Source organism: Oscillibacter sp. KLE 1745 (assembly GCF_000469445.2).
GTDB classification, from domain to species: Bacteria; Bacillota; Clostridia; order Oscillospirales; family Oscillospiraceae; genus Oscillibacter; species Oscillibacter welbionis.
The window spans coordinates 1-21081 of the sequence record NZ_KI271661.1 but is presented as its reverse complement, the minus strand read 5'-3'; the positions used below and the strand labels follow the sequence as shown (position 1 = coordinate 21081).

Genomic DNA, 21081 nt, shown 5'->3' with positions numbered 1-21081 from the left:
CGGCGGAATATTCCGCCGGGGCGCCGCTTTTTTGCGGGACAGACATGGCGCATACTTTTCCCGCTTCTGCTCACGTTAAGGTTGCCAGCTGCTCCAGCAGATGCAGAACAACAGGCTTGACACGCGGCGCACAGGCGTTGAAAAGCCGCAGCACCTGCTCCTGACCGTAGTCGGGAGAGGTCGTCTGGACGCCGGTGAAGGCTCGGGCAAGGTCGTATTCCAGAACACAGCAGAGCCTGTCCAGCAGGTCCAGCGTCGGATGCACCCGTCCGTTTTCAATTTTGGACAGGTAGACCACAGTGATGCCGACCCGTTCCGCCGCGTCCTCCTGTGTGATCCCCAGTTCCTTTCGCCGCGCCTGCAGCCGGCCACCAATCGCAGCATAATCCAAAGGCATGTAATCACCCTAAAACATCCTAGCAAAGATAATCTTTTCATTTAATGAATTGACATTTTAACTTAATCTGATAAAATAATATTTGCGAATTTTCTAAGGGTATACGCCGCAGCGCCAACACATGGGAGATGACAGACAGATGAAAAAAATTCGGGTGGGAATCCTGGGAGTGGCCGCCGCAGCGGCGCTCTGCTTCACGGCGGGAGCCGTCTATCTCTATGCCAGGGGAGTGTGGCAGATGCCCATTCCGGCGGACCGGGCCCTCCCGGTGCTGATGTACCACCATATCGTGGAGGACGGTGAGCCGTGCAACGATATGACCATCACCGTGAGCCGTATGGAACAGGACCTGCGCTGGCTGACGGAACATGGCTACCACACTGTGCTGCCGCGGGAGTTGGCAGGGGGAGAGCCGCTGCCGGAAAAACCCCTTCTCATCACCTTTGACGACGGATACCGGAGCAACTACGAGCTGCTCTTCCCGCTGCTTCAGGCATACCAGATGAAAGCCGTGGTCTCTATTATGGTGTATATGCAGGACGTGTCCGCTGACAACTTCCTCAGCTGGGATATGTGCCGGGAGATGGCAGACTCCGGCCTGGTAGAGATCGGGTCCCATGCCTATTCGCTCCACAATCTGGGAGATCTGGGCGGAAACTTTGACCCGGGCGGCATCAACGGCATCCAAAGGGATCCGGAGGAGTCGGACAGTGCCTTTGAGGCCAGGGTGCTGGGGGATATTCAGAAGAGCCATGACCGCATTGCCCAGGAGGTGGGCCAGCCCGTCACCTTCTTTGCCTATCCCTTCGGCATCACCGAGCCGGACGCGGAGGCATTTGTGCATGAGCTGTTCCCGGTCACTGCGGTCACCAGACACGGCACAGCCGACTTGGGGAAGGGACTGCATGAGCTGCCACGCATGACCGTGACGATGGACAGGGAACTGGAGGACATTCTGAAGGACTGATGGAGGGGCCGCTTTTCCGGAGCAGGAAAAAGGACTCCGCAGGCACAGCCTGCGGAGTCCTTTTGACCGGGGATGGAGTTGGCGGCGGGCCGCCCTCAGGGGCTCTGGGGCAGATCCACTGTGCGGACCGTCTCATTGCCGGCCAGGTCCACCGCGTAAAAGGTATAAGGTCCGCCATTGCGCACCAGCAAGGTGGCGGCCCCCCACGCATTCAAGGGGAGGGGCGTCCCCGCGGCGCCGCCCTGGAAATTCGCTGCCGTGTATGTCCCGGCGGCATAAGCGGCGGAGCGGAAGTCGCCGTCCGGATCCTGGACTTGAACGGTCAGATACTGCTGCCCCCTCCACTGGAAGAGAGACAGGGAGAGAATGGGCGGACTGTCGGTATAGGCCGCCAGGTCCGGCTCCGTCCAGGTCCGCCCCTTCTGGGCCGCGGCCCCGGATGCCATGGCGGCACCCAGGTCCAGCATCCCGCCGGTAGCCGTCAGGCCGGTGAGGCTGTCCAGCTTTTGGACGGAGGATAGCAGGATGTCCTTCACGTCGGCCAGCGTGGCATCCGGAAACTGGGAGTAGAGCATGGCCGCCGCAGCACTGACCATAGGCGCCGCCATGGAGGTTCCTGTCATGTAACTGTATGAATTCCCGGGGGTGGTGCTTAAAATATGGGTGCCGGGGGCGGCCAGGTCCACAGAGGAGGCACCGTAGCTGGAGGTAGGATCCAGGTTACCGTCGTATCGGAGGTTCGCCACGGTAATGAGGTTATCCAAGTGGTAGCTGGCCGGGTAGCTGGGGGCAAGCTCCAGGTCGGCGCCGTCGTTGCCGGCTGCAACTACGAACAGCATATCCGACGCCGCGATGGTGCGGTACAGCGCGGGGTCGTTTCTGGAAGAGCCCAGGCTCAGGTTGCAGATCCGGGCTCCGTTGGCCTCCGCGTACTGAATGGCCCGGATGATGGATGCCGTGGAGCCGCTGCCGTCCCACCCGCCCAGAGCCTTGACTGCCATGACTTTGACGTGGTCGCTCCGGACGATGCCGGCGATCCCGATGTCGTTGTCTGCATGGGCGGCGATGGTGCCCGCGCCGTGGGTGCCGTGGCTGTCCTCACTGCCCGTATAGACCTGATTGCTGCCGGAGTAGAAATTCCAGCCGTAGACATCGTCGATATAGCCGTTTCCGTCGTCGTCTACCCCGTTGCCGGGGATCTCGTCTTCGTTCACCCAGATGCGGCCCTCCAGATCGGCGTGGGTGTAGTCGATGCCGGTGTCCACCAGGGCCACCACCACATCCCGGCTTCCGCCGTCGTACAGGGCCCAGGCATCCTCCGCGCCGATGTCCACGCCGGCCGCGGCCTGCACGGTTCCGGTGCTCCCGGCGGATGCATCGGACTGCATCCACCAGGGGGCAATCCACTGCCACGGGGCGGAGGGGAGTGCAAAGGGATCATTGAAGACCGGATAGGGGTTCTCCTGCTCCTCCAGTTGGAAGCTGCCGTCGTTATACAGGGCCCACTGCTCCGCCAGCAGCGGGTCTGTGGTGGAGAGAGCGGTGCTTGTGTATGTGTAGTTGGGCTGGACCAGCGCCACACCCTCCTGCCGGGCCAGCTGCGGCAGCCCCTCCTCCAGGGAGGCGGCGTCCTCGTAGACGACCACCTCGGTCCTGCCGTCCTCATACAGGACCAGAACCTCACTGTCGGGGTATGCGGCGGGCTCCAGAACGGATGTCCCCGCCGGGACGGAATCGGTGCCCACAGCAGCTGCGCCCAGGGTCATGCCCTGTGCCAGCAGAAGCAGGGAGAGCAGCAGGCACACCGACCGTTTTACATGGTGAGAGACCCTCATGGCGTTCCTCCTATTCCGGGATGGTTCTCTGATGATGGGACCATGGTACACCCACAAGCTAAAATGAGCCTGAAATGAGGGGAAACGGGGCCATCCGGCAGCCTGTCCCCTGTGTCAAGCATAGCAGACTTGCTCCCTGCTGTCCAGAGCGGCAGCGATTTTCCGGATTTGTGAAAGGCCATCCGGTGGGAAAATGAATTTGACACCGGTGCGGGAATCCGGTATTCTGAACGCATGGATACTGATTCCGGACACAAGATGAGAAAGGATGGATTATGGAAGCATTATACGGACTCCTGCTCCCGTTCCTGGGCACCTCCCTGGGCGCGGCGAGCGTGTTCTTTATGAAAAAGGCGATGTCGGACGGCCTGCAGAAGGGGCTGACGGGCTTCGCGGCAGGGGTGATGACGGCGGCGTCGGTTTGGAGCCTGCTGATCCCGGCTATTGAGCGGTCGGAGGAGCTGGGAAAGTGGTCCTTTGCACCGGCCGCCGCAGGCCTCTGGCTCGGCTTTCTGTTCCTGCTGGCGCTGGACCATATCATTCCCCATCTGCATTGGGGCAGCGCGCAGCCGGAGGGCCCCTCCAGCCGGCTGCGCCGGACCACCATGATGGTGCTGGCGGTAACGCTCCACAACATTCCGGAGGGGATGGCGGTGGGCGTGGTCTGCGCCGGATATCTGGCAGGGGACACGGAGATCACTGCTATGGGCGTGCTGGCGCTTTCCCTGGGCATTGCTGTCCAGAATTTCCCGGAGGGAGCCATCGTCTCCATGCCCCTGCGGGCGGAGGGTGAGGGGAAGCTCCGGGCCTTCGCCGGAGGCGTGCTATCCGGCGTTGTGGAGCCCATCGGCGCCCTGGTGACGATCCTGGCGGCGGAGCTGCTGGTGCCTGCCCTGCCGTATCTGCTGGGCTTTGCCGCAGGGGCCATGCTTTATGTGGTGGTGGAGGAGATGATTCCGGAGATGTCCCAGGGACGCCACTCCCACATCGGTGTGCTGGCCTTTGCCGCGGGCTTCAGTGTGATGATGGTGCTGGACGTGGCCCTGGGATGACGGTCAGGATGATTTTTGCCCGGTGTCCTTCTCCAGCTGTCCACTGAGGCGTTCGCTCTGCGTGCCGAAATAGAAGGCGATAACAACGGAGAAGACAGTCAGAAAATCGTGGCTGGAGATACGGCCGGTGACGGCTAGGTCGGCAAATACAACGGTGAGGATCAGCGTCACAATACTTTTGACGCAGAGAAGATTGCTCAGACGTTTAATCAGAGCGGCAGGCATGGGGACCCCTCCCTGTTTCGGATGATTTTGCTCCATGATATGCGCCCTGCTCCGAAAAGACCCCGGCGGGGGAACAGGACGGGCGCCCTCCCACTAAACTGGAAGGGGAGCCCTGTGCTCCCTGAGCCTGTACAGAGGGGGGAAAACGCATTTGAGCGAACGAGAAAAGCGCGTCTGCCTAGATCCGGGGCATGACGCGGGCAATCTGGCCAACAAGAGTCCGGATGGGACCTATTATGAGCATGCATTCACCCTGGACCTGGGGAAGCGGCTGGAGAAGCTGCTCACAGACCGGGGCGTCTCCGTGACCATGACCCGTACTGGCGGCGGGGCAGTAAGCCTGGCCAGACGGTGTGAGATCGCCAACAGCATCCCGGACCTGGACCTGTTCGTCAGCCTTCACAGCAATGCCGCCGCCGGGGGCGGCTGGTCCTCTGCCAAAGGGTGGAGCGTCTATCTCTACGGCCCCGGCGGCGACCGGGAGCGGGCGGCTCAGGACATCCTGGAGCAGGTGCGGGCGGCGGGCATCGCCGTGCGGTCCACGCCGATTGTGTACGATCCGGAGCTCTATGTGCTGAAGCACACAAAGGCCCCGGCCGTCCTGCTGGAAAACGGCTTCCACACCAACCGGGAGGAGGCTGCCCTGCTGGGGCAGGCCGACTACCGCCAGAAGCTGGCGGTGGCAGAGGCCAAGGGAATTCTGGAGTATTTGGGCATCCCCTGGGTGGAGACCGAAGAAGAGACGGACTACCAGGCAGAAGCCAGGGCCGCCGTGGACTGGCTGACGGAAAACGGCATCATGCAGGGAAATGCGGAGGGAGACCTGATGTTGGACCAGCCGCTGACCCGCCGACAGTTCGCCGTACTGGAGTACCGGATCGCCAAGCTGGAAGGATTTGTCTGAGCACAGGCCCCGTATGAATATGCGGGGCCTGTATTTTCTTTGGGTAAATCGACGAAATTCGACATTGTTCGGCAATTTTTTTCCAAAAGTGAATTTTTATTCGTGTTAAAAATTTGGAAGATAATGTAAAATCCTCCGTAGAAGGAGGGTTTGCTATGCAAAAATATCAAAAAAAAAAGACACATCCAGGAAAAGAGCCCCTTTTGGAGAGAGCGGAGACTGGCGGGACTTTCCCAGGAAAAGGCTGCGGAACGCCTGGGAATTTCCACACGGACACTGCAAAAGTATGAGCGGGGAAAAGCGCAGCCCAGGTTCGACATGGTTGTCCGCATGGCAGAGATTTACGGCTGTGACCTCTATGCGTTTCTCTGCTCCCGGAGGGCAGGCGGCATGACCGGCTACCGGTATGCGCCGGTGCGCGTCCGCAGCTTCCGACCAGACTGTTCTTGTGTGTATGGCATTCTGGTCCGGAAGCTGGAGGGGGAACGGACGGTGGCGCTGACCGTCATCCCCGGGCTGTCGCCGGACAAAGAGGCGGTCCACCGCTTTGCGGAGTGGTGCGGCCGGGAACAGTTGGACCCCGCCCATCTGCCGGAGGCCATCCGGGCCGCATTCCCGGACACCGTCAAGACTCCGTGAGAGCGAGCACCCCCGCCGGAGAGTTCTCGGCGGGGGCGCTTCTGTCTCAGATTTTACAGCCGGGACGCAAAGTCGGCCATGGCCTCGGAGATCTTCAGTTGCTGAGGACAGACCGCCTCGCAGCTGCGGCAGCCGATGCAGGCGCTGGGCCACTTGTCCTGCGGCAGAGCAGAGAGGGCCATGGGGGCCAAGAAGCCGCCGCCGGTGAAGGCATGCTCGTTGTACAGCGCCAGCAGGGAGGGGATATCCAGCCCCTGAGGACAGTGGCTGACGCAGTAGTGGCAGGTGGTGCAGGGAAGGGCGGTCTTGCTGACCATGCGCTGGGCCTGGGCCAGCAGGCGGTCCATCTCCCTGCTGCTGAGGGGAACCCCCATCTGGAAAGTGGCGATGTTGGCCTTCACCTGCTCCAGGTCGGACATGCCGGAGAGAATCATGGTGACGCTGGGAATGGACTGCAGGAACCGGAAGGCCCAGGCCGGGATGGGTTCCTCGGGGCGCATGGCCCTCAGGGGGGCGGCCTCCTCGTCGGAAAGGCGGGCCAGGCGGCCGCCCCGCAGGGGCTCCATGACCCAGACGGGAATATGCCAGCTATCCAGCAGCTCCACCTTTTCGCGGCCGTTCTGGAAGGTCCAGTCGATGTAGTTCAGCTGCAGCTGACAGAACTCCATATCCTTGCCGTAGGCGTCCAGAAACCGCTTCAGCACAGGCAGGTTCCCGTGGCAGGAGAAGCCCAGGTGGCGGATACGGCCGCGCCGCTTCTGCTCCATCAGATAGTCGTGGATGCCGTACTGCGGGTCCAGGTAGGCGTCGATGTTCATCTCACAGACGTTGTGGAAGAGATAGAAATCAAAATAGTCCACCCGGCACTTTTTCAGCTGCTCCTCAAAAATCTCCTGCACCTTGGGCATGTTGGACAGGTCGTAACCGGGGAACTTGTCGGCAATGTAAAATTTTTCCCGGGGATGTTTGGCCAGGGCCTTACCCAGGGCAATCTCTGAGTTGCCGTTGTGATACCCCCAGGCGGTGTCGTAGTAGTTGACGCCGTTGGCCATGGCGCAATCCACCATCTCCTCCGCGGCGGCCTCGTCCACCACGGCGTCGTTGCCGCCCACCACAGGCAGGCGCATACAGCCCATGCCCAGAGCGGACAGCTTCAGGTCCTGAAAGTCCTTGTAAATCATCACGATTTCTCCTTTTCAGATTTAGGAAGGGGATACTGCCTTCTCCGGGAGACGAGGTGCCTCCACAGTGGGGAAGTCCCCGGCCCGCCCTTGGGCGGAATCCCTCTATGAAAAGGATAGCACTTGGAGCGCACTCCAAGTCAAGAGGGGAAATCCTGCTTTTAGAAAGTCTTTTGTCCGGCTAAAGAAAAAGGCCCGCCGCCCCGTTCCGGGGCGACGGACCGGAGTCACGCCGGCTGCAGGTAGCCGGTGACGATGCCTAGCAGGGCGGACAGCAGGATGATGACGATGGGGTGGAGCTTCTTGTAGGTCAGGACCGCCATCAGGACGAAGATAGTCAGAGAGCAGACCAGGGGATACGCCGTCACCGCTGCCAATCCCTCCGGCAGGAACACCGTCTGCCCCACGGAGACCACCGCGGCGCCGATCATGCCGATCACCGCCGGACGCAGTCCGCCCATGGCGCCGCTGACGATGGCGCTGGAGCGGAAGGCGGCGTAGAACCGGGCCACCAGCAGGATGATGAGGAAGGAGGGCAGCACCACCCCCAGCGTGGCGCAGAAGGCGCCGGGCAGGCCCGCCAGCTCCGCCCCCACATAGGTGGAGACGTTCACCGCAAAGGGGCCCGGCGTACTCTCGCTGACGGCGATGAAGTTCACCAATTCTTCCGCCGTCATCCAGCCCTTGGCCTGGACATCCGCCTGGATGAGCGGCAGCATGGCATAACCGCCGCCGATGGTGAACAGGCCGATCTTGAAGAAGGTCAAAAACAGCTCCAGATACAGCATCACACAGCCCTCCTTTTCGCCATGCGGGCGGAGAGCAGCCCCACCGTCGCGCTGGCCAGGATCACCAGCACCGCATCCACGCCGCAGAAGGCCGTCAGCACAAAGGCACCCGCCATGACGGCATAGGAAACAGCGCCCTTGGGGCTCTGCCGGTACATGGACAGCAGTGCCTTCAAAAGCAGGGCCAATACGCCAGCCCGGATGCCGTTGAAGGCGTATTGGACCACCGCCAGGTCCGAGAACTGCCGCAGCACAAAGGAGACAGCGTAGATCACCAGGAAGGAGGGCAGCACCACGCCCAGCGTGGCGCAGAAGGCGCCGAGGGTGCCGCATACCTGATATCCTACGAAGGTGGCGGTGTTGATGGCAATGGGGCCCGGTGTGGACTCGGCAATGGCGACAATGTCCAGAATGTCCCGGTCCTCCAGCCAGCGGCGGCGTTCCGTCACCTCACGCTGGATCAGGGGGATCATGGCATAGCCTCCGCCAAAGGTGAAGGCGCCGATTTTGGAAAAAGTCCCGAACAGCTGACGGGCTTTGGTCAGATCTGTGGGCATGGAAACCGCTCCTTTCGCGCTCTTGGATTTCTCCCCCAGCGTACGCTTTTTCGTGACATCCATCAATCTATATGATAAAATAAAAAGCATAATAAAATAATTATGAATAGGGGGGAGTGCCGTGACACTGCGGCATCTGGAGATCTTTTCCGCCGTCTGCGCCCAGGAGAGCTTCACCAGGGCGGCGGAGCAGCTGAATATGGCACAGCCGGCGGTGAGCCTGGCCATCCGGGAGCTGGAGGTGTTTTACAACGTGCGGCTGTTCGAGCGGATGAACCGCCGGGTCTATCTGACAGAGGCAGGGCGTACGCTGCGGCAGTATGCGGACACCGTGCTGTCCCAGTTTCAGGAATCGGTAGAGATCCTGCGGGAGAGCGGCACCCAGGGGGCCTGCCGCTTCGGCGTCCACGTGACGCTGGGCGAGACCCGCCTTGCGGGTATCCTGGCGCATCTGGCAGAGGCGCTGCCTGAGATCACGGTCCGGGCCAGTATTCACAACTCCAGGGAGACAGAGCGGATGATCCTGCAGAACGAACTGGATTTTGCCGTAGTGGACAATGTCACCGTCTCGCCCCACTACCTGGTGGAGCCCCTGTGCGGTGAGGAGCTGGCGGCAGTGTGCGCCCCCGGCTATCTGGAGGGAAAGAACTCCCTGACTCTGGCGGAGCTGGCGGAAGAGCGGCTGCTGTTGCGGGAGCGGGGCAGCGGCACCCGGAACAGTGTGGATGCCGGCCTGCAGGGAGCGGGCGCCACGGCGCAGCCGGTAGTGGAGAGCGTCAGCACCGCTGCCCTGCTGGCCTGCGCCCGGGCGGGGCTTGGGATCACGCTGCTGCCCCGGTCTCTGGTGGTGACGGACCTGGAGCGGGGGGACCTTCGGGAGCTGGCTGTGGAGGACGGCGGGTTTCACAGGAGCTATTTCCTGGTGCGCCACCGCAGCAAGTATCTGACGGACGGCATGAAGCGGGTGATCCGAGTGCTGCGGGAACACCTGGGCGGAGAGCAGCCGTGAGGTGGAAAGACCCTGCCGAAAGACACGGCGCCTCGGCGGAATCTGGGCGGTTCCACGCAGCGTTTGTTGTGGGAGCGGGCCGGATTTGATATACTGGCCCCAGGTGATGAAGTATGGATCGGACAAAGACCGGGGCGCTAATCGCAGCGGCCCGGAAAGAACAGAACATGACCCAGAAGGAGCTGGCCGCGGCCTTGCATGTGTCGGACCGGGCGGTCTCCAAATGGGAGCGGGGAGCCGGGTTCCCGGACATCTCCCTGCTGGAGCCCCTGGCGGATGCTTTGGGGCTGGGCGTGCTGGATCTGCTGCGGGGGGAGCGGGGGACAGTGCCGGAGCCGGAGCCGACGATCCGGCAGGCCCTGGCCTTTCTGGCCCGGCAGGCAAAGGAGCGGACCCGGAGAAAGTGGAGTCAGGTGCTGGGCGGCACCTGTGCTTTGCTGATGGCGGGCTTTGTCCTCTTTGCAATTCTGGACCGGGCCGGGGTGTTCCTTCGGGAGGTCTCTTTGGAAGTGCCGGCCACCGTATACAGTGCGGAAGGGGTGTCGGCTGGGGAGACGACAGTTGCCATAGATGGTTCGGTGAAAATTCTGGGAGACCGCTCTTTTGAGGGGCAGTTTGCTATCCACGAAGTGGAAACTACCTGCCGGGAGGGTGTCCATGCGAACATCCGGTGGGATGCCATGTGGACAGGCGCCCAGGACATCCTGTTCTACCGGGCGGGGGGATAACCTTTCTCTCGGTGTCGAGCGGATGCTGTATATCACGGAAAGCATGGAATCTTTTGGCCTCCGGCTGGAGGATGGGACCATCATTGCCACGGATGAGGCCTATGTGCCGTTGTTGATGTCCGGCTACTACTATTCCATCCGCCCGATTTTCTCCAATCAATTCTGAAACGGCCGCACAGCCGATGATTTTGCAAAAGAGCAAAAAAAGCCCGGACGCTGAACAGACGTCCGGGCTTTTAGCAGTCCCCTTTTATCCCAATTTATCGGCCAACCGCTTGGCGATCTCGTCCAAAAATTCCTCACTGTCCACACCGCGGGCCTGGAAGCCGGGCTCCACCAGCCCCAGCAGGTCTTTTGTCATCACGCCGTCCTTCAGCGTCTCCAGAGAGGCATCCTCCAGCGCTTGGCCGAACTGCACCAGCTCCGGCAGACCGTCCAGCTCGCCCCGCCGCTTCAAACCGCCGGACCAGGCGAAGATGGTGGCGATGGGGTTGGTGGAGGTCTTCTCCCCCTTCAGGTACTTGTAGTAGTGCCGGGTGACGGTGCCGTGGGACGCCTCGAACTCCATGGTGCCGTCCGGAGATACCAGCACGGAGGTCATCATGGCAAGACTGCCGAAGGCGGTGGCCACCATGTCGCTCATCACGTCGCCGTCGTAGTTTTTCAGCGCCCAGATGAAGCCGCCCCTGGAGCGGATCACCCGCGCCACCGCGTCATCGATGAGCGTGTAGAAGTAGGAGAGGCCCAGTTTTTCAAACTCCGCCTTGTAGGTGGTCTCATACTCCTCCTCGAAGATCCGTTTGAACTCTCCGTCGTAGACCTTGGAGATGGTGTCCTTGGTGGAGAACCACAAGTCCTGCCGCTGATTGATGGCGTACTGGAAGCAGCTGCGGGCAAAGGCACGGATGCTCTTCTCCGTGTTGTGTTGGCCCTGCCACACGGCGGGACCGCTGACCGTCTGAACGGTGAGGGTCTTCTCCGCGCCGCTCTCGCCCTTGAAGGTGAGGGTGGCGGTGCCCGGCTCCTCGGTCACCATGTCCACAGCCTTGTACATATCGCCGTAGGCGTGGCGGGCGATGGTGATGGGCGCCTCCCAGTTCTTCACAACCGGGTGGATCATGGGCAGGACAATGGGCGCCCGGAAGGCGGTGCCGTCCAAAATCGCCCGGATGGTGCCGTTGGGGCTCTTCCACATCTCCGTCAGCTGGGGGTACTCCTCCATCCGCTGGCGGTTGGGGGTGATGGTGGCGCACTTCACCGCCACGCCCAGGCGCTTGGTGGCGTTGGCGGCGTCGATGGTCACCTGGTCCCGCGTCTCGTTCCGATGGAGCAGGCCCAGGTCATAGTACTCCGTTTTCAGGTCCACGAAGGGCAGGATCAGCTTTTCCTTGATCCAGGCCCACAGAACCCGGGTCATCTCATCGCCGTCCATCTCCACCAGGGGGGTGGTCATCTTGATTTTATCCATGGTCTCAACCTCGCCAATCATTAGAAATTTCGGAGCCCGGCGCAGCCGGACCACTTTGAATCATTTTCGCCAGGGCACCCTCCAGAGGGGCCTCTCTCGCCCCTCCGGGGCAATTCCCCTTCTGTGCCTGCCGAAAATGCTTTGACCTAGCCGCCCTGGGCGGTGCCTCCAGTGACCGATGTCACTGGGAAACAGCCAAAACGCCGCCTGTGGTGGAAAAGTGAGGCTGTTTCGAGACAGCGGCACGATTGACGGCCCAGACAGGGCCGGGAATCATAATGCTGCAACGGCAGAGGCAAATGGGGGATCTGAAGAGGGGAGGAAGTCCCCTCTTTAATTACGCTTGGCGTAATAGTTCATCAGGCATCCGTCGAGAATGATTTCCTTCTCATCGTCCGTCAGGCCTTTCACATGGAGCATCAGGTCCTCCACGGCGCCGTCCGTCCTGATGACCCTAGCCGGAATATCCTCAATGCCGTTCTCAATGGCTTGGCGGATACCGGGGACGAACACACAGTCGCCGGGGGCGTAGTCAAAGGACGTGTCCGCGTCCAGCGTGAAGGGCAGGATTCCCCAGTTGATGCAGTTGGAGCGATACCGCTTGGTGGCGAACTCATAGCAGATGTTGGCAAAGCCCCCCAGCACCTTCTGGCAAGAGGCCGCCTGTTCCCGGGCGGAGCCGTCGCCGGGCTTGTTGGCAAAGACACAGGAGCCGAACTGAGTGGTTTTCACCAGCGCGGAGCCGTCGCCCACCTTGTCCAGAATAGCGGTGAGCTTCTCCGGGGCGTCCCCCCCCAGCCGTTCCGCCTCAATCTCCGCCACGGCCTTGGCCCGGCCCACGTAGGCAGGCTCCCGGCGGGACAGGGTGAACTCTGCCAGCCGCAGGGGGTTGGACCGGTAGGAGGAGGTCTCGCCGGAGGGGATCAGCTCGTCGGTGGTAGTGACGGGATCGTGGAGCACCGCCGCCAGCTCCACCAGCAGATTTTCCGCCAGGGGCTGCATCTTCGGCCAGTCCGTGATGTTGGGGCCCATCACCAGCTCCACGCTGGGATCCGCCTTGCCGAAGCCGTAGTACAGCCGCCGGTCATAGACGCCCTTGTCGAAGTGGTAGTCGTGGTGGACGGAGGTGTAATCGATGTCTGTGGCGGCGGTGATCCGGCCGCCGTTGGCCGCCGTGGCGGCAATGGAGCGGGCGTCCATCAGGCACACGCCGGCGAACTGGCCCTCCGCGGGCTTGGATCCCTCCCGGTTGGGGAAGTTCCGGGTGGTGTGCCGCAGGCTCAAGCCGTTGTTGGCAGGCACGTCTCCCGCGCCGAAGCAGGGGCCGCAGAAACTGGGCTTGATGACGGCGCCGGTCTCCAGCAGGTCCGCCGTGGCACCGATCTTCGTCAGCTCCAGACTGACGGGGACACTGGTGGGGTATATGTCCAGAGTGAAGGCACCGTTGCCGGTGGAGCCGCCCCGGAGGATGTCCGCCGCCTCGGTAATGTTGTCGAAGAGGCCGCCGGCGCATCCGGCGATGACACCCTGATCCGCCCAGACGCCGCCGTCACGGATTTTGTCCGTGAGCTTCACATGGGCCTTAGGATACCGCTTCTGGGCGTCCGCCTCCACAGCCGCCAGGATGTCGGCGGCATTCTCCAGAAACTCATGGATGGTCCAGGCATTGGATGGGTGGAAGGGCAGGGCGATCATGGGCTCGACCTTGGAGAGGTCGATCTCGATGTACTTGTCGTAGTAGGCTCCGTCCGCCGGGTGCAGCTCCCGGTAATCCTCCGGCCGCTGGTGGGCGCGGTAGAAGCCCTCCGTCACGCCGTCCGTCTCCCAAATGGAGGAGAGGCAGGTGGTCTCGGTGGTCATCACGTCGATGCCATTGCGGTAGTCGATGGGGAGAGCTGCAATACCGGGGCCGCAGAACTCCAAAACGCAGTTATTGACGAAGCCGCTTGCAAAGGTGGCCTTCACCAGGGCAATGGCCACGTCGTGGGGCCCCACGCCCCGGCGGGGCGCGCCGGTGAGGTACACCAGCACCACCTTGGGATAGTTGATGTCCCAGGTGTTCTTCAGCAGTTGCTTGGCCAGCTCCGGGCCGCCCTCACCCACGGCCATGGTGCCGAGAGCCCCGTACCGGGTATGGGAATCGGAGCCCAGGATCATGGTGCCGCCCTTCGCCATCTGCTCTCTTGCATAGGAGTGGATGACGGACTGGTTGGCAGGCACGTAGATACCGCCGTACTTTTTCGCGGCAGAGAGGCCGAAGACATGGTCATCCTCATTGATAGTGCCGCCCACGGCACACAGGCTGTTGTGGCAGTTGGTAAGCGCATAGGGGATGGGAAACTCCTTCATGCCGGAGGCCCGGGCCTGCTGGATAATGCCCACATAGGTGATGTCGTGGGACACCATGGCGTCAAAGCGGATCTGCAGGTGCTCCGGATCGCCGGAGATGTTGTGGGCCTGGAGAATGGACCAGGCCATGGTCCGTTTCCGCCCCTCCTCCGGAGAGACCGGGCCGGCAGCAGCGGGGACGCCGCCCGCCAGGAACACGCCGTTGTTATGAAGTGTGATCATATCAAGAGACCTCCTGTGTGTCACGGGGGAGCCGTGTTTCTCCCACCCAATATACCATATCACCGTCCGGATGAAAAGTCATTTTGCAGGAAAAAGCCCCGCTTCCTGCAAATTCGGAGGAGTCGCCAAGAAAACGCCCCCGGGAGAAGCGGTGCGGGGACATTTTGCAGAGCTCATGGACTCAACGGAGCGTTGCTTGCGTTCCAGCGGAATTTCGGGTATCCTGTGGGAGAGGTGAGAAGAGATGCATGACCAAGACACCGGGACGCTGCTCCGGCGCCTGCGCCTGGAGCGGGGGTGGACCCAGCGGCAGGCGGCGGAACTGCTGGGCGTCAGCGCTCAGGCCGTCAGCAAGTGGGAGCGGGGCCAGGGCTGCCCGGACGTGGGGATGCTGCCGCGCCTTGCGAAGATTTTTGGCGTCAGCGTGGAGGGAATTCTGGACGGAGACCTGCTTCCGGCGGCGCCGGATGGAGGAAATATGAAAAAAATACAGTTTTACGTGTGCCCGGACTGCGGCAACATTCTGACAGCTGCGGCGGGAGGGCAGCTTGCCTGCTGCGGCCGGCGGCTGGAGCCCCTGGAGGTCCGGTCCGCAGATCCGGATCACGCCGTAACGGTCCAGGAGGTGGAGGAGGACTGGTATGTCACCTTCCGCCACCCCATGGACAAGGGGCACTATATCCGCTTTACCGCTTGTGTGACACCGGACCGGCTGCTGCTGGCGCGGCTGTATCCGGAACAGGGCAGCGAGTTCCGCATCCCCCAGCTGCGGGGCGGGGCGAAGCTGTACCTTTGCTGCTCCTGCCACGGGCTGTTCCAGGCGAAGCTGCCGTGAGATGCAAAAGAGAGGACCGTCTTTGACGGTCCTCTCTTTTGACAGGTCACTTCGCTCAAATGGTGGATTTGGAGGAGCTGCGGCGGGCCATGAACCACACGAACACGGCCACAGCGGCGCAGATAAGGGCACGCCAGCCCCAGCTGCCCAGCCCCACCAGCAGGATCACCAGAATCAGCATGGGCAGGATGAACTGGAAGTAGATCTTGAACCTGGGGGACATCCCCAGGCCGGTGCCCTTGTTGGCTTCCGCCAGATACTTGTCAAAGCCCCAGCCCCACTTGCTGACGCAGAACAGCAGATAGATCAGGGAGCCGATGGGCAGCAGCAGATTGCTCACCAGGAAGTCCTCGATATCCAGGATCTGGCCGGTGGCGCCGCTGGGCAGGGACGCCTCGAAATACCAGAGATTGTAACCCAGCACACAGGGCATGCTGGCCAAGAGGATGAAGATTCCGCAGACGATGGTGGCTTTTTTCCGGGACCAGCCGAAGTTGTCCATGCAGCTGGCCATAATGTTCTCGAACACCGCCAGCACCGTGGTGAAGCTGGCGAAGGTCAGGAACAGGAAGAACAGGGCGCCCCACAGCCGGCCGCCGGTCATGCTGACGAACACCCGTGGCAGGGTCATAAAAATCAGGGATGGTCCCTGGCCGGGTTCCAGACCAAAGCTGAAGCAGGCGGGGAAGATGATCATGCCGGACATCAAGGCCACAAAGGTGTCCAGGCAGCAGATCCGCACGGCCTCGCCGGGCAGGCGGTTGGCGTCGGACATATAGCTGCCGAAGATTTCCATGGCGGCGATGCCCAGGCTCAGGGTAAAGAAGGACTGGTTCATGGCGGCCACGATCACATTGCCGATGCCGACCTCCGCGGCCCGCTCAAAGTCCGGCACCAGATAGAATTTCACGCCCTCCATAGCGCCGTCCAGGGTCAGGCTGTTGATGGCCAGAATGACGATCAGTGCCAGCAGGCAGATCATCATCCACTTGCTGATCCGCTCCAGCCCCTTCTGCAGACCGAAGCTGCACACGATGAAGCCCGCCAGCACGATGATTACCATATAGAGCGTCATCTCGCCGGGATTGGCCAGCATATCGGTCCAGACTGTGTCTACATCAGAGGGCTGCATGCCGCTGAAGGTGCCGGAGGCGAACTTGAAGCAGTAACCCAGCATCCAGCCGGAGACCGTGGTGTAGTACATCATCAGCAGGCAGCACCCGATTACGCACAGCCAGCCGTGGATGTGCCAGCGGCTGCCCTTGGGCTCCAGGGCCTTGTAGCCCAGCACGGCGCTCTTGCGGCTGGCACGGCCCACCGCCAGCTCCATGGTCAGAATGGGAACCCCCATGATGACCAGGGAGATGATGTAGAACAACACGAATACGCCGCCGCCGTTGACACCGGTGACGTAGGGGAATTTCCACACATTGCCGATGCCGATGGCGCAGCCGGCGCTTACCAGAATGAATCCCAGCCGGGATCGGAAATTTTCGCGACTCAAACTTCTCTCTCCTTCTCTTTTTCACATTCGCCGAAAAATTCGGCGGACAGACATTCCATATCTTAAACCGGATGAAAAGAGAAGTCAACATTCTTTTCCCCCCGGGGGAAGGTCTTGCGGCCCGGCGCGGTGTCTGCTATGATGATAAAAAGGAGGAGATCATAATGAACATCCTGATCGTTGTGGATATGCAGAACGACTTTGTGTCCGGCGCTCTGGGGACACCGGAGGCGCGGCGGATCGTGCCTGCTGCGGCGGAGCGGGTGGCCGCAGGCATCCGCCGGGGGGAGCGGATTTTCTTCACCCGGGACACCCATGGGGCGGACTATCTCCATACCCGGGAGGGGCGGAACCTGCCTGTACCCCACTGCATCCGGGGGACCGAGGGCTGGGAGATCGTCGAGCAGCTCCGGCCTGCCAGCGCAGGACAGGCCATTCTGGACAAGCCCTCCTTCGGCAGCGCGGAGCTGGGGCGTCTGCTGGCGGAGGAGAATGAAAAGGAACTCATTGAAAAGGTGACGCTGATCGGCCTCTGCACCGACATCTGCGTGATTTCCAACGCCTTGCTGGTGAAGGCGTTCCTGCCGGAGGCAGAGGTAGTGGTGGATGCCGCCTGCTGCGCAGGTGTCACCCCGGAGAGCCATCGGACCGCGCTTGCGGCCATGAAGAGCTGCCAGATCACCGTGGAACATGAGGCGTTGCCCTTGTAATGATTTCAACGGAATTTGTGGCTGTTTTGCGATGATTTCCCGGATTTTTTGCGGTTTGCTGAGAAAAAGGGGGGGATCGTATGCGTAGATGCCGATTCGCCTGCGTCGGGGCGCTGCTACTGGCCCTGCTGCTGACCGGCTGCGGCAAGGCGGGAACGGCACCGGAGGACGGCGGGGCCGATTTTTCGGAGACGGAACAGGTGGAGACACCGGAGGCCGCCGACGCCCTGACGGTGAAGGAGATCGCCCAGGTGAACGAGGCCTTCGCGCCTTTTAAGGAGCGGGAGAACGTCTCATACGTCAATTCCGTCTGCAGCTTCTTCACCTCTTACTATGAGCGGCCGGAGGACCTGGACCTGGTGGAGTTTCTGCGCTACCTGGGGATCGGGGGCACGGTGGAGGACGAGGCTGAGTTCCAGGCCCTGAAGGGGGCCGGGGGCTGGCCCTTCCAGGGGGTGGACTCCCTGGACCGGATGCCGGTGCCCATCCACCGGTACCGGCGGACGGAGCTGGACGCGTACCTGGAGGAGCACGCCGACATCACCACGGCAGACCTGACGAATGTGCCGGAGAGCTCCGGGGAGCTGGTGTACTTGCCGGAGACCGACGCCTTCTACAACTTCACCAGCGACGCCGGCCCCGGCATGTTCATCTGCGAGGCCGGCCGGTGGGAGGGGAAGCTGCTAGTCCTCACTGGAGGAGGCAAAGAGCTGACACTGGAGGCGGCGGAGGACGGCCGGTATCTCTTCCGGTCCTTCCTGCCCTTGGAAGAGGCGGAGATATGACGGAAAAGGGACAGCAAAGGACCCGCGGCGTACACCGCGGGTCTTTTCCTGCTTTGATTTTAGTCAATGCTGATCTGCCGGCTGGAGGAAACCTCCACTGTCTTCTTGGGCAGCTTCAGTGTCAGCACACCGCTGTCGTAGGAGGCGGTAATACCCTCCGCCCGGATGCCGGAGACGTCGAAGCTCCGGCTGTACGCGCCGTAGGAACGCTCACAGCACACGTACTTGCCCTTTTTCTCCTGCTCTTCATGTTCGGAGTGACGTTGGGCCTGGATGGTGAGGGTGTCGCCGTCCAGCTGCAGCTGGATGTCCTCCTTCTTGAAGCCGGGCAGGTCGGCCTTCAGCTCGTAGTAGTCGCCTTCATCGGTGATGTCGGTTTTGAACTCCGCCAGACCGCGGCCGGAGAAGAAGTCGTTGTTGAAAAGGCGACGCTCCATCTCCTCCATCTCGGAGAAGGGATTCCAGGTGCTCATAGAATTTCTGCGGTAAGGTCTCATTTCAAACATAATCAATTCCTCCTATCAAATCCTGATGATCCGTAGTTGGGACCGACGGCAGATGGATCATGGAGGGTGATGCCGCCGGGCGGAACAGGTGCCTTTCAAAGACCTTCTGTTCTTCTTTTCAAGTATTATGATAGGATGGAAAATCGGATATTGTGTGTCATTTGTTTGAACGATCTGTGAATTTTAGCACTCTGGTATCGAGAGTGCTAATTTTGCGCTTTTAAACCAGATAGACCACTCCACTCAGCATCACCAGCAGGCTCAGTCCAGCAAAGAAGCCATTCAGGAGTTCATTCCCCGTATCGGAGGATGCCTTTTTAATGGCGGAGATCAAGCAGAACACAAAGGTGAAAGGTGCGAAGAGGCAAAGAATTGAACAAATTTCAAAGAAGATAATGGGCAAGTAAATCATCGGAATGGGCTCTCCTCACACGTAGCTCTGCGTGGTGACATCGAACACGCCGCGGGTGGTGATCCGCAGGGAGGGGATTACCGGCAGGGCCATGAAGCTCAGGGTCATGAAGGGGTCAATGCCCGGATTGACGCCCAGCTCGTGGGCCTTTGCCTTGGCGAATTCCAGCTTTTCGTTGACAGATGTCAGGGACTCATCGCTCATGATGCCTGCGATGGCCAGAGGGACTTCTGCCACCGGCTTGCCCTGGTCCCAGACTACGATGCCACCGTTCAGCTCCACCACCCGGTTGGCTGCGGCGGCGCAGTCGTCCTCGCTGGTGCCCACCACGATAATGTTGTGGGAGTCGTGGGAGACGGATGTGGCCACAGCGCCGGATTTCAGACCGTAGCCCTGGAGAAAGCCGATGCCGATATGATGGGTGTTCTTGTGGCGCTCCACCACGGCAATCTTCAGCACGTCATACTCCACGTCGATCCGGTCGGAGTAGCCGGCGTCCACCGTGGTGATCTCCCCGTTCACCATGCCGATGATGCCCCGGGGCCGGGCATCCGTAAAGTCCTCCGCCGTCAGGTGCTCCACATGGAAGGTGCTGTGGGCCCGTTCGGTGAGATAGGGGGCGATGGCCGGGGCGGGGAAGTCCTTCACCACGCCGTGGTCCACCATCAGCTCGCCCTTCTTGAAGACTCTCTCGATGTTGAAGTCCTGGAAGCTGTCGATGATGACGAAGTCCCCCAGGTAGCCCGGGGCGATGGCGCCCCGGTTGTTCAGCAGGAAGTACCGGGCGGCGTTGTGGCAGGCCACCTTCACGGCGGTGATGGGCTCCACCCCCAGGCCGATGGCCCGCTTGACGATGTAGTCGATATGGCCCTTCTCCAGCAGGTCGTTGGGGTGCTTGTCGTCGGTGCAGAACATGCATCGCTCGGAGTATTTGTCGCACAGCAGGGGGGCAAGGGCGTCCAGGTTCCGGGCGGCAGTGCCCTCCCGGATCATGATAAACTGCCCCCGCTCCAGCTTGGCGATGGCGTCGTTCAGGTCGTGGCACTCGTGGTCGGAATAGACGCCGGCGGCGATGTAGGCGTTCAGGTCGTTGCCCACCAGATCCGGCGCGTGGCCGTCGATCTTCTTGTGGTGGGCCTGGGCGGCCACGATCTTCTCCACCGGCTGGTCGTCCCCGGCGATGATGCCTACGAAATTCATCATCTCCGCCAGTCCCTGGACCCGGGGGTGGTCATAGAAGGAGTCGATGGCCCGGTAGTCCAGGGACGCGCCGGACTCGTCCAGGGGCGTGGCCGGTACACAGGAGGGCAGCATAAACCGCACGTCCACCGGCAGGCCCTCCGTGGCCTGGAGCATGTACTCGATGCCGTCGGTACCCATGACGTTTGCGATCTCATGGGGGTCGGTGATGACGGTGGTGGTGCCGTGGGGCAGCACGGCCTTCACGAACTCCTTGGGAGAGACCAGGGAGCTCTCCAGATGGATGTGGGCATCCAGAAAGCCGGGCAGGACGATTTTACCCGTGCAGTCCTCCTCTACCGTGCCGGAGTATTGGCCCATGCCCACGATCAGCCCCTCTGCCACGGCGATGTCCGCATGACAGAGCTCGTTGGAGAAGACGTTGACATAGGTGGCGTTCTTCAGCACCAGGTCCGACGGCTCCCGCCCGGCGGCGGCGTTGATGATGCGGCGCTTTTTCAGCAGCTTCCGGTTGATCTTGCCAGCGTAGCTCTCAGACATAGAACCACTCCTTTTATTTAGATTTTAAGCCATTATCCAGACTTATAGAAAATATAAATCAGGATAATGGCATCTGGTTAAGGAGAGTATACGCCCAAATCCGGTATTTGTCCACAGAAAACGGAAGAAAATTTTTGCGCGGCAGCAGTCGCGGATGCAACTGCATAAAATGGCGGCTTCTGGTAAACTTATTCCATCAAGAGAAACATGCGGGATGTCCGGCGGCGGATCCGCCAGAAAGACCAGCTATAAAAAGTCAAGAGGAAAA

At 61.2% G+C, this 21081-nt stretch carries 23 protein-coding genes; 11 read left to right on the top strand and 12 right to left on the bottom strand.

Features of this window, described 5'->3' with window-relative positions; all coding sequences use genetic code 11:
- Nucleotides 1–70: 70 nt before the first annotated feature.
- The gene (locus tag HMPREF1546_RS01265; RefSeq protein WP_021751545.1) at nucleotides 71–397 is read right to left on the bottom strand and encodes a helix-turn-helix domain-containing protein; all 327 of its coding nucleotides are present in this window, start codon (nucleotides 395–397) and stop codon (nucleotides 71–73) included.
- A gap of 139 nt (nucleotides 398–536) precedes the next feature.
- Between HMPREF1546_RS01265 and HMPREF1546_RS01260 the strand changes: the two genes are divergently transcribed.
- Nucleotides 537–1364 (top strand): polysaccharide deacetylase family protein, encoded by an 828-nt coding sequence (locus HMPREF1546_RS01260; protein WP_025544520.1) that lies wholly within the window; start codon nucleotides 537–539, stop codon nucleotides 1362–1364.
- A gap of 95 nt (nucleotides 1365–1459) precedes the next feature.
- Here the strand turns inward: HMPREF1546_RS01260 and HMPREF1546_RS01255 are convergent, their stop codons facing one another.
- Nucleotides 1460–3199: a S8 family serine peptidase gene (locus tag HMPREF1546_RS01255; protein ID WP_021751547.1), complete on the bottom strand. Its 1740-nt coding sequence runs from the start codon at nucleotides 3197–3199 to the stop codon at nucleotides 1460–1462.
- Between the two features lie 275 nt (nucleotides 3200–3474).
- Between HMPREF1546_RS01255 and HMPREF1546_RS01250 the strand changes: the two genes are divergently transcribed.
- Complete coding sequence (locus HMPREF1546_RS01250) at nucleotides 3475–4251, top strand: ZIP family metal transporter (RefSeq protein WP_021751549.1); 777 nt, start codon at nucleotides 3475–3477, stop codon at nucleotides 4249–4251.
- 3 nt (nucleotides 4252–4254) lie between these two features.
- Here HMPREF1546_RS01250 and HMPREF1546_RS01245 read toward each other — a convergent pair whose 3' ends face one another.
- Complete coding sequence (locus HMPREF1546_RS01245; RefSeq protein ID WP_021751550.1) at nucleotides 4255–4512, bottom strand: hypothetical protein; 258 nt, start codon at nucleotides 4510–4512, stop codon at nucleotides 4255–4257.
- 115 nt (nucleotides 4513–4627) lie between these two features.
- Between HMPREF1546_RS01245 and HMPREF1546_RS01240 the strand changes: the two genes are divergently transcribed.
- The 3 genes from HMPREF1546_RS01240 (at nucleotide 4628) to HMPREF1546_RS19440 (ending at nucleotide 6019) form a co-directional block, all read left to right on the top strand.
- Nucleotides 4628–5380, top strand: coding sequence for an N-acetylmuramoyl-L-alanine amidase (locus tag HMPREF1546_RS01240; protein ID WP_021751551.1), 753 nt, complete (start codon nucleotides 4628–4630; stop codon nucleotides 5378–5380).
- Between the two features lie 155 nt (nucleotides 5381–5535).
- Nucleotides 5536–5670: a hypothetical protein gene (locus tag HMPREF1546_RS19445; RefSeq protein WP_256264218.1), complete on the top strand. Its 135-nt coding sequence runs from the start codon at nucleotides 5536–5538 to the stop codon at nucleotides 5668–5670.
- Nucleotides 5636–6019 carry a DUF6514 family protein gene (locus HMPREF1546_RS19440; protein WP_367646048.1) on the top strand — a complete coding sequence of 128 codons (384 nt, stop codon included), beginning with the start codon at nucleotides 5636–5638 and terminating at the stop codon, nucleotides 6017–6019. The genes HMPREF1546_RS19445 and HMPREF1546_RS19440 overlap by 35 nt, the downstream gene beginning before the upstream one ends.
- A 53-nt stretch (nucleotides 6020–6072) precedes the next feature.
- Here the strand turns inward: HMPREF1546_RS19440 and HMPREF1546_RS01230 are convergent, their stop codons facing one another.
- From HMPREF1546_RS01230 to HMPREF1546_RS01220, 3 genes are all read right to left on the bottom strand, one after another.
- Nucleotides 6073–7200, bottom strand: coding sequence for an aldo/keto reductase (locus HMPREF1546_RS01230; protein ID WP_021751553.1), 1128 nt, complete (start codon nucleotides 7198–7200; stop codon nucleotides 6073–6075).
- 227 nt (nucleotides 7201–7427) lie between these two features.
- The gene (locus HMPREF1546_RS01225) at nucleotides 7428–7988 is read right to left on the bottom strand and encodes a chromate transporter (protein ID WP_021751556.1); all 561 of its coding nucleotides are present in this window, start codon (nucleotides 7986–7988) and stop codon (nucleotides 7428–7430) included.
- Nucleotides 7988–8545, bottom strand: coding sequence for a chromate transporter (locus HMPREF1546_RS01220; RefSeq protein WP_051319926.1), 558 nt, complete (start codon nucleotides 8543–8545; stop codon nucleotides 7988–7990). Before HMPREF1546_RS01220 ends, HMPREF1546_RS01225 begins: the two co-directional genes overlap by 1 nt.
- A 121-nt stretch (nucleotides 8546–8666) precedes the next feature.
- Here HMPREF1546_RS01220 and HMPREF1546_RS01215 point away from each other — a divergent pair, with 121 nt between their 5' ends.
- From HMPREF1546_RS01215 to HMPREF1546_RS18595, 3 genes are all read left to right on the top strand, one after another.
- Nucleotides 8667–9554: a LysR family transcriptional regulator gene (locus HMPREF1546_RS01215; RefSeq protein WP_021751558.1), complete on the top strand. Its 888-nt coding sequence runs from the start codon at nucleotides 8667–8669 to the stop codon at nucleotides 9552–9554.
- A 113-nt stretch (nucleotides 9555–9667) separates the two neighbouring features.
- Nucleotides 9668–10282 carry a helix-turn-helix domain-containing protein gene (locus tag HMPREF1546_RS17970; RefSeq protein WP_021751559.1) on the top strand — a complete coding sequence of 205 codons (615 nt, stop codon included), beginning with the start codon at nucleotides 9668–9670 and terminating at the stop codon, nucleotides 10280–10282.
- 22 nt (nucleotides 10283–10304) lie between these two features.
- Nucleotides 10305–10448: a hypothetical protein gene (locus tag HMPREF1546_RS18595; RefSeq protein WP_021751560.1), complete on the top strand. Its 144-nt coding sequence runs from the start codon at nucleotides 10305–10307 to the stop codon at nucleotides 10446–10448.
- 84 nt (nucleotides 10449–10532) lie between these two features.
- Here HMPREF1546_RS18595 and HMPREF1546_RS01205 read toward each other — a convergent pair whose 3' ends face one another.
- Nucleotides 10533–11750 (bottom strand): NADP-dependent isocitrate dehydrogenase, encoded by a 1218-nt coding sequence (locus HMPREF1546_RS01205; RefSeq protein WP_036631442.1) that lies wholly within the window; start codon nucleotides 11748–11750, stop codon nucleotides 10533–10535.
- A 333-nt stretch (nucleotides 11751–12083) separates the two neighbouring features.
- Nucleotides 12084–14321, bottom strand: a complete 2238-nt coding sequence (locus tag HMPREF1546_RS01200) for a hydratase (protein ID WP_021751563.1) — start codon at nucleotides 14319–14321, stop codon at nucleotides 12084–12086.
- Between the two features lie 244 nt (nucleotides 14322–14565).
- Between HMPREF1546_RS01200 and HMPREF1546_RS01195 the strand changes: the two genes are divergently transcribed.
- Complete coding sequence (locus HMPREF1546_RS01195) at nucleotides 14566–15156, top strand: helix-turn-helix domain-containing protein (protein ID WP_021751565.1); 591 nt, start codon at nucleotides 14566–14568, stop codon at nucleotides 15154–15156.
- 55 nt (nucleotides 15157–15211) lie between these two features.
- Here the strand turns inward: HMPREF1546_RS01195 and HMPREF1546_RS01190 are convergent, their stop codons facing one another.
- A complete protein-coding gene (locus HMPREF1546_RS01190) occupies nucleotides 15212–16660 on the bottom strand; it encodes a sodium-dependent transporter (protein WP_021751566.1) in 1449 nt (482 codons plus the stop codon).
- 164 nt (nucleotides 16661–16824) lie between these two features.
- Here HMPREF1546_RS01190 and HMPREF1546_RS01185 point away from each other — a divergent pair, with 164 nt between their 5' ends.
- Together HMPREF1546_RS01185 and HMPREF1546_RS01180 are read left to right on the top strand one after the other, a co-directional pair.
- The gene (locus HMPREF1546_RS01185; protein ID WP_036631432.1) at nucleotides 16825–17370 is read left to right on the top strand and encodes a cysteine hydrolase family protein; all 546 of its coding nucleotides are present in this window, start codon (nucleotides 16825–16827) and stop codon (nucleotides 17368–17370) included.
- Between the two features lie 80 nt (nucleotides 17371–17450).
- Nucleotides 17451–18155 carry a hypothetical protein gene (locus tag HMPREF1546_RS01180; RefSeq protein WP_021751568.1) on the top strand — a complete coding sequence of 235 codons (705 nt, stop codon included), beginning with the start codon at nucleotides 17451–17453 and terminating at the stop codon, nucleotides 18153–18155.
- 59 nt (nucleotides 18156–18214) lie between these two features.
- Here HMPREF1546_RS01180 and HMPREF1546_RS01175 read toward each other — a convergent pair whose 3' ends face one another.
- From HMPREF1546_RS01175 to ade, 3 genes are all read right to left on the bottom strand, one after another.
- Nucleotides 18215–18661 carry an Hsp20/alpha crystallin family protein gene (locus tag HMPREF1546_RS01175; protein WP_051319925.1) on the bottom strand — a complete coding sequence of 149 codons (447 nt, stop codon included), beginning with the start codon at nucleotides 18659–18661 and terminating at the stop codon, nucleotides 18215–18217.
- A 220-nt stretch (nucleotides 18662–18881) separates the two neighbouring features.
- A complete protein-coding gene (locus tag HMPREF1546_RS01170) occupies nucleotides 18882–19073 on the bottom strand; it encodes a hypothetical protein (protein WP_021751570.1) in 192 nt (63 codons plus the stop codon).
- 15 nt (nucleotides 19074–19088) lie between these two features.
- A complete protein-coding gene (gene ade, locus HMPREF1546_RS01165) occupies nucleotides 19089–20813 on the bottom strand; it encodes an adenine deaminase (RefSeq protein ID WP_021751571.1) in 1725 nt (574 codons plus the stop codon).
- Nucleotides 20814–21081 lie beyond the last annotated feature (268 nt).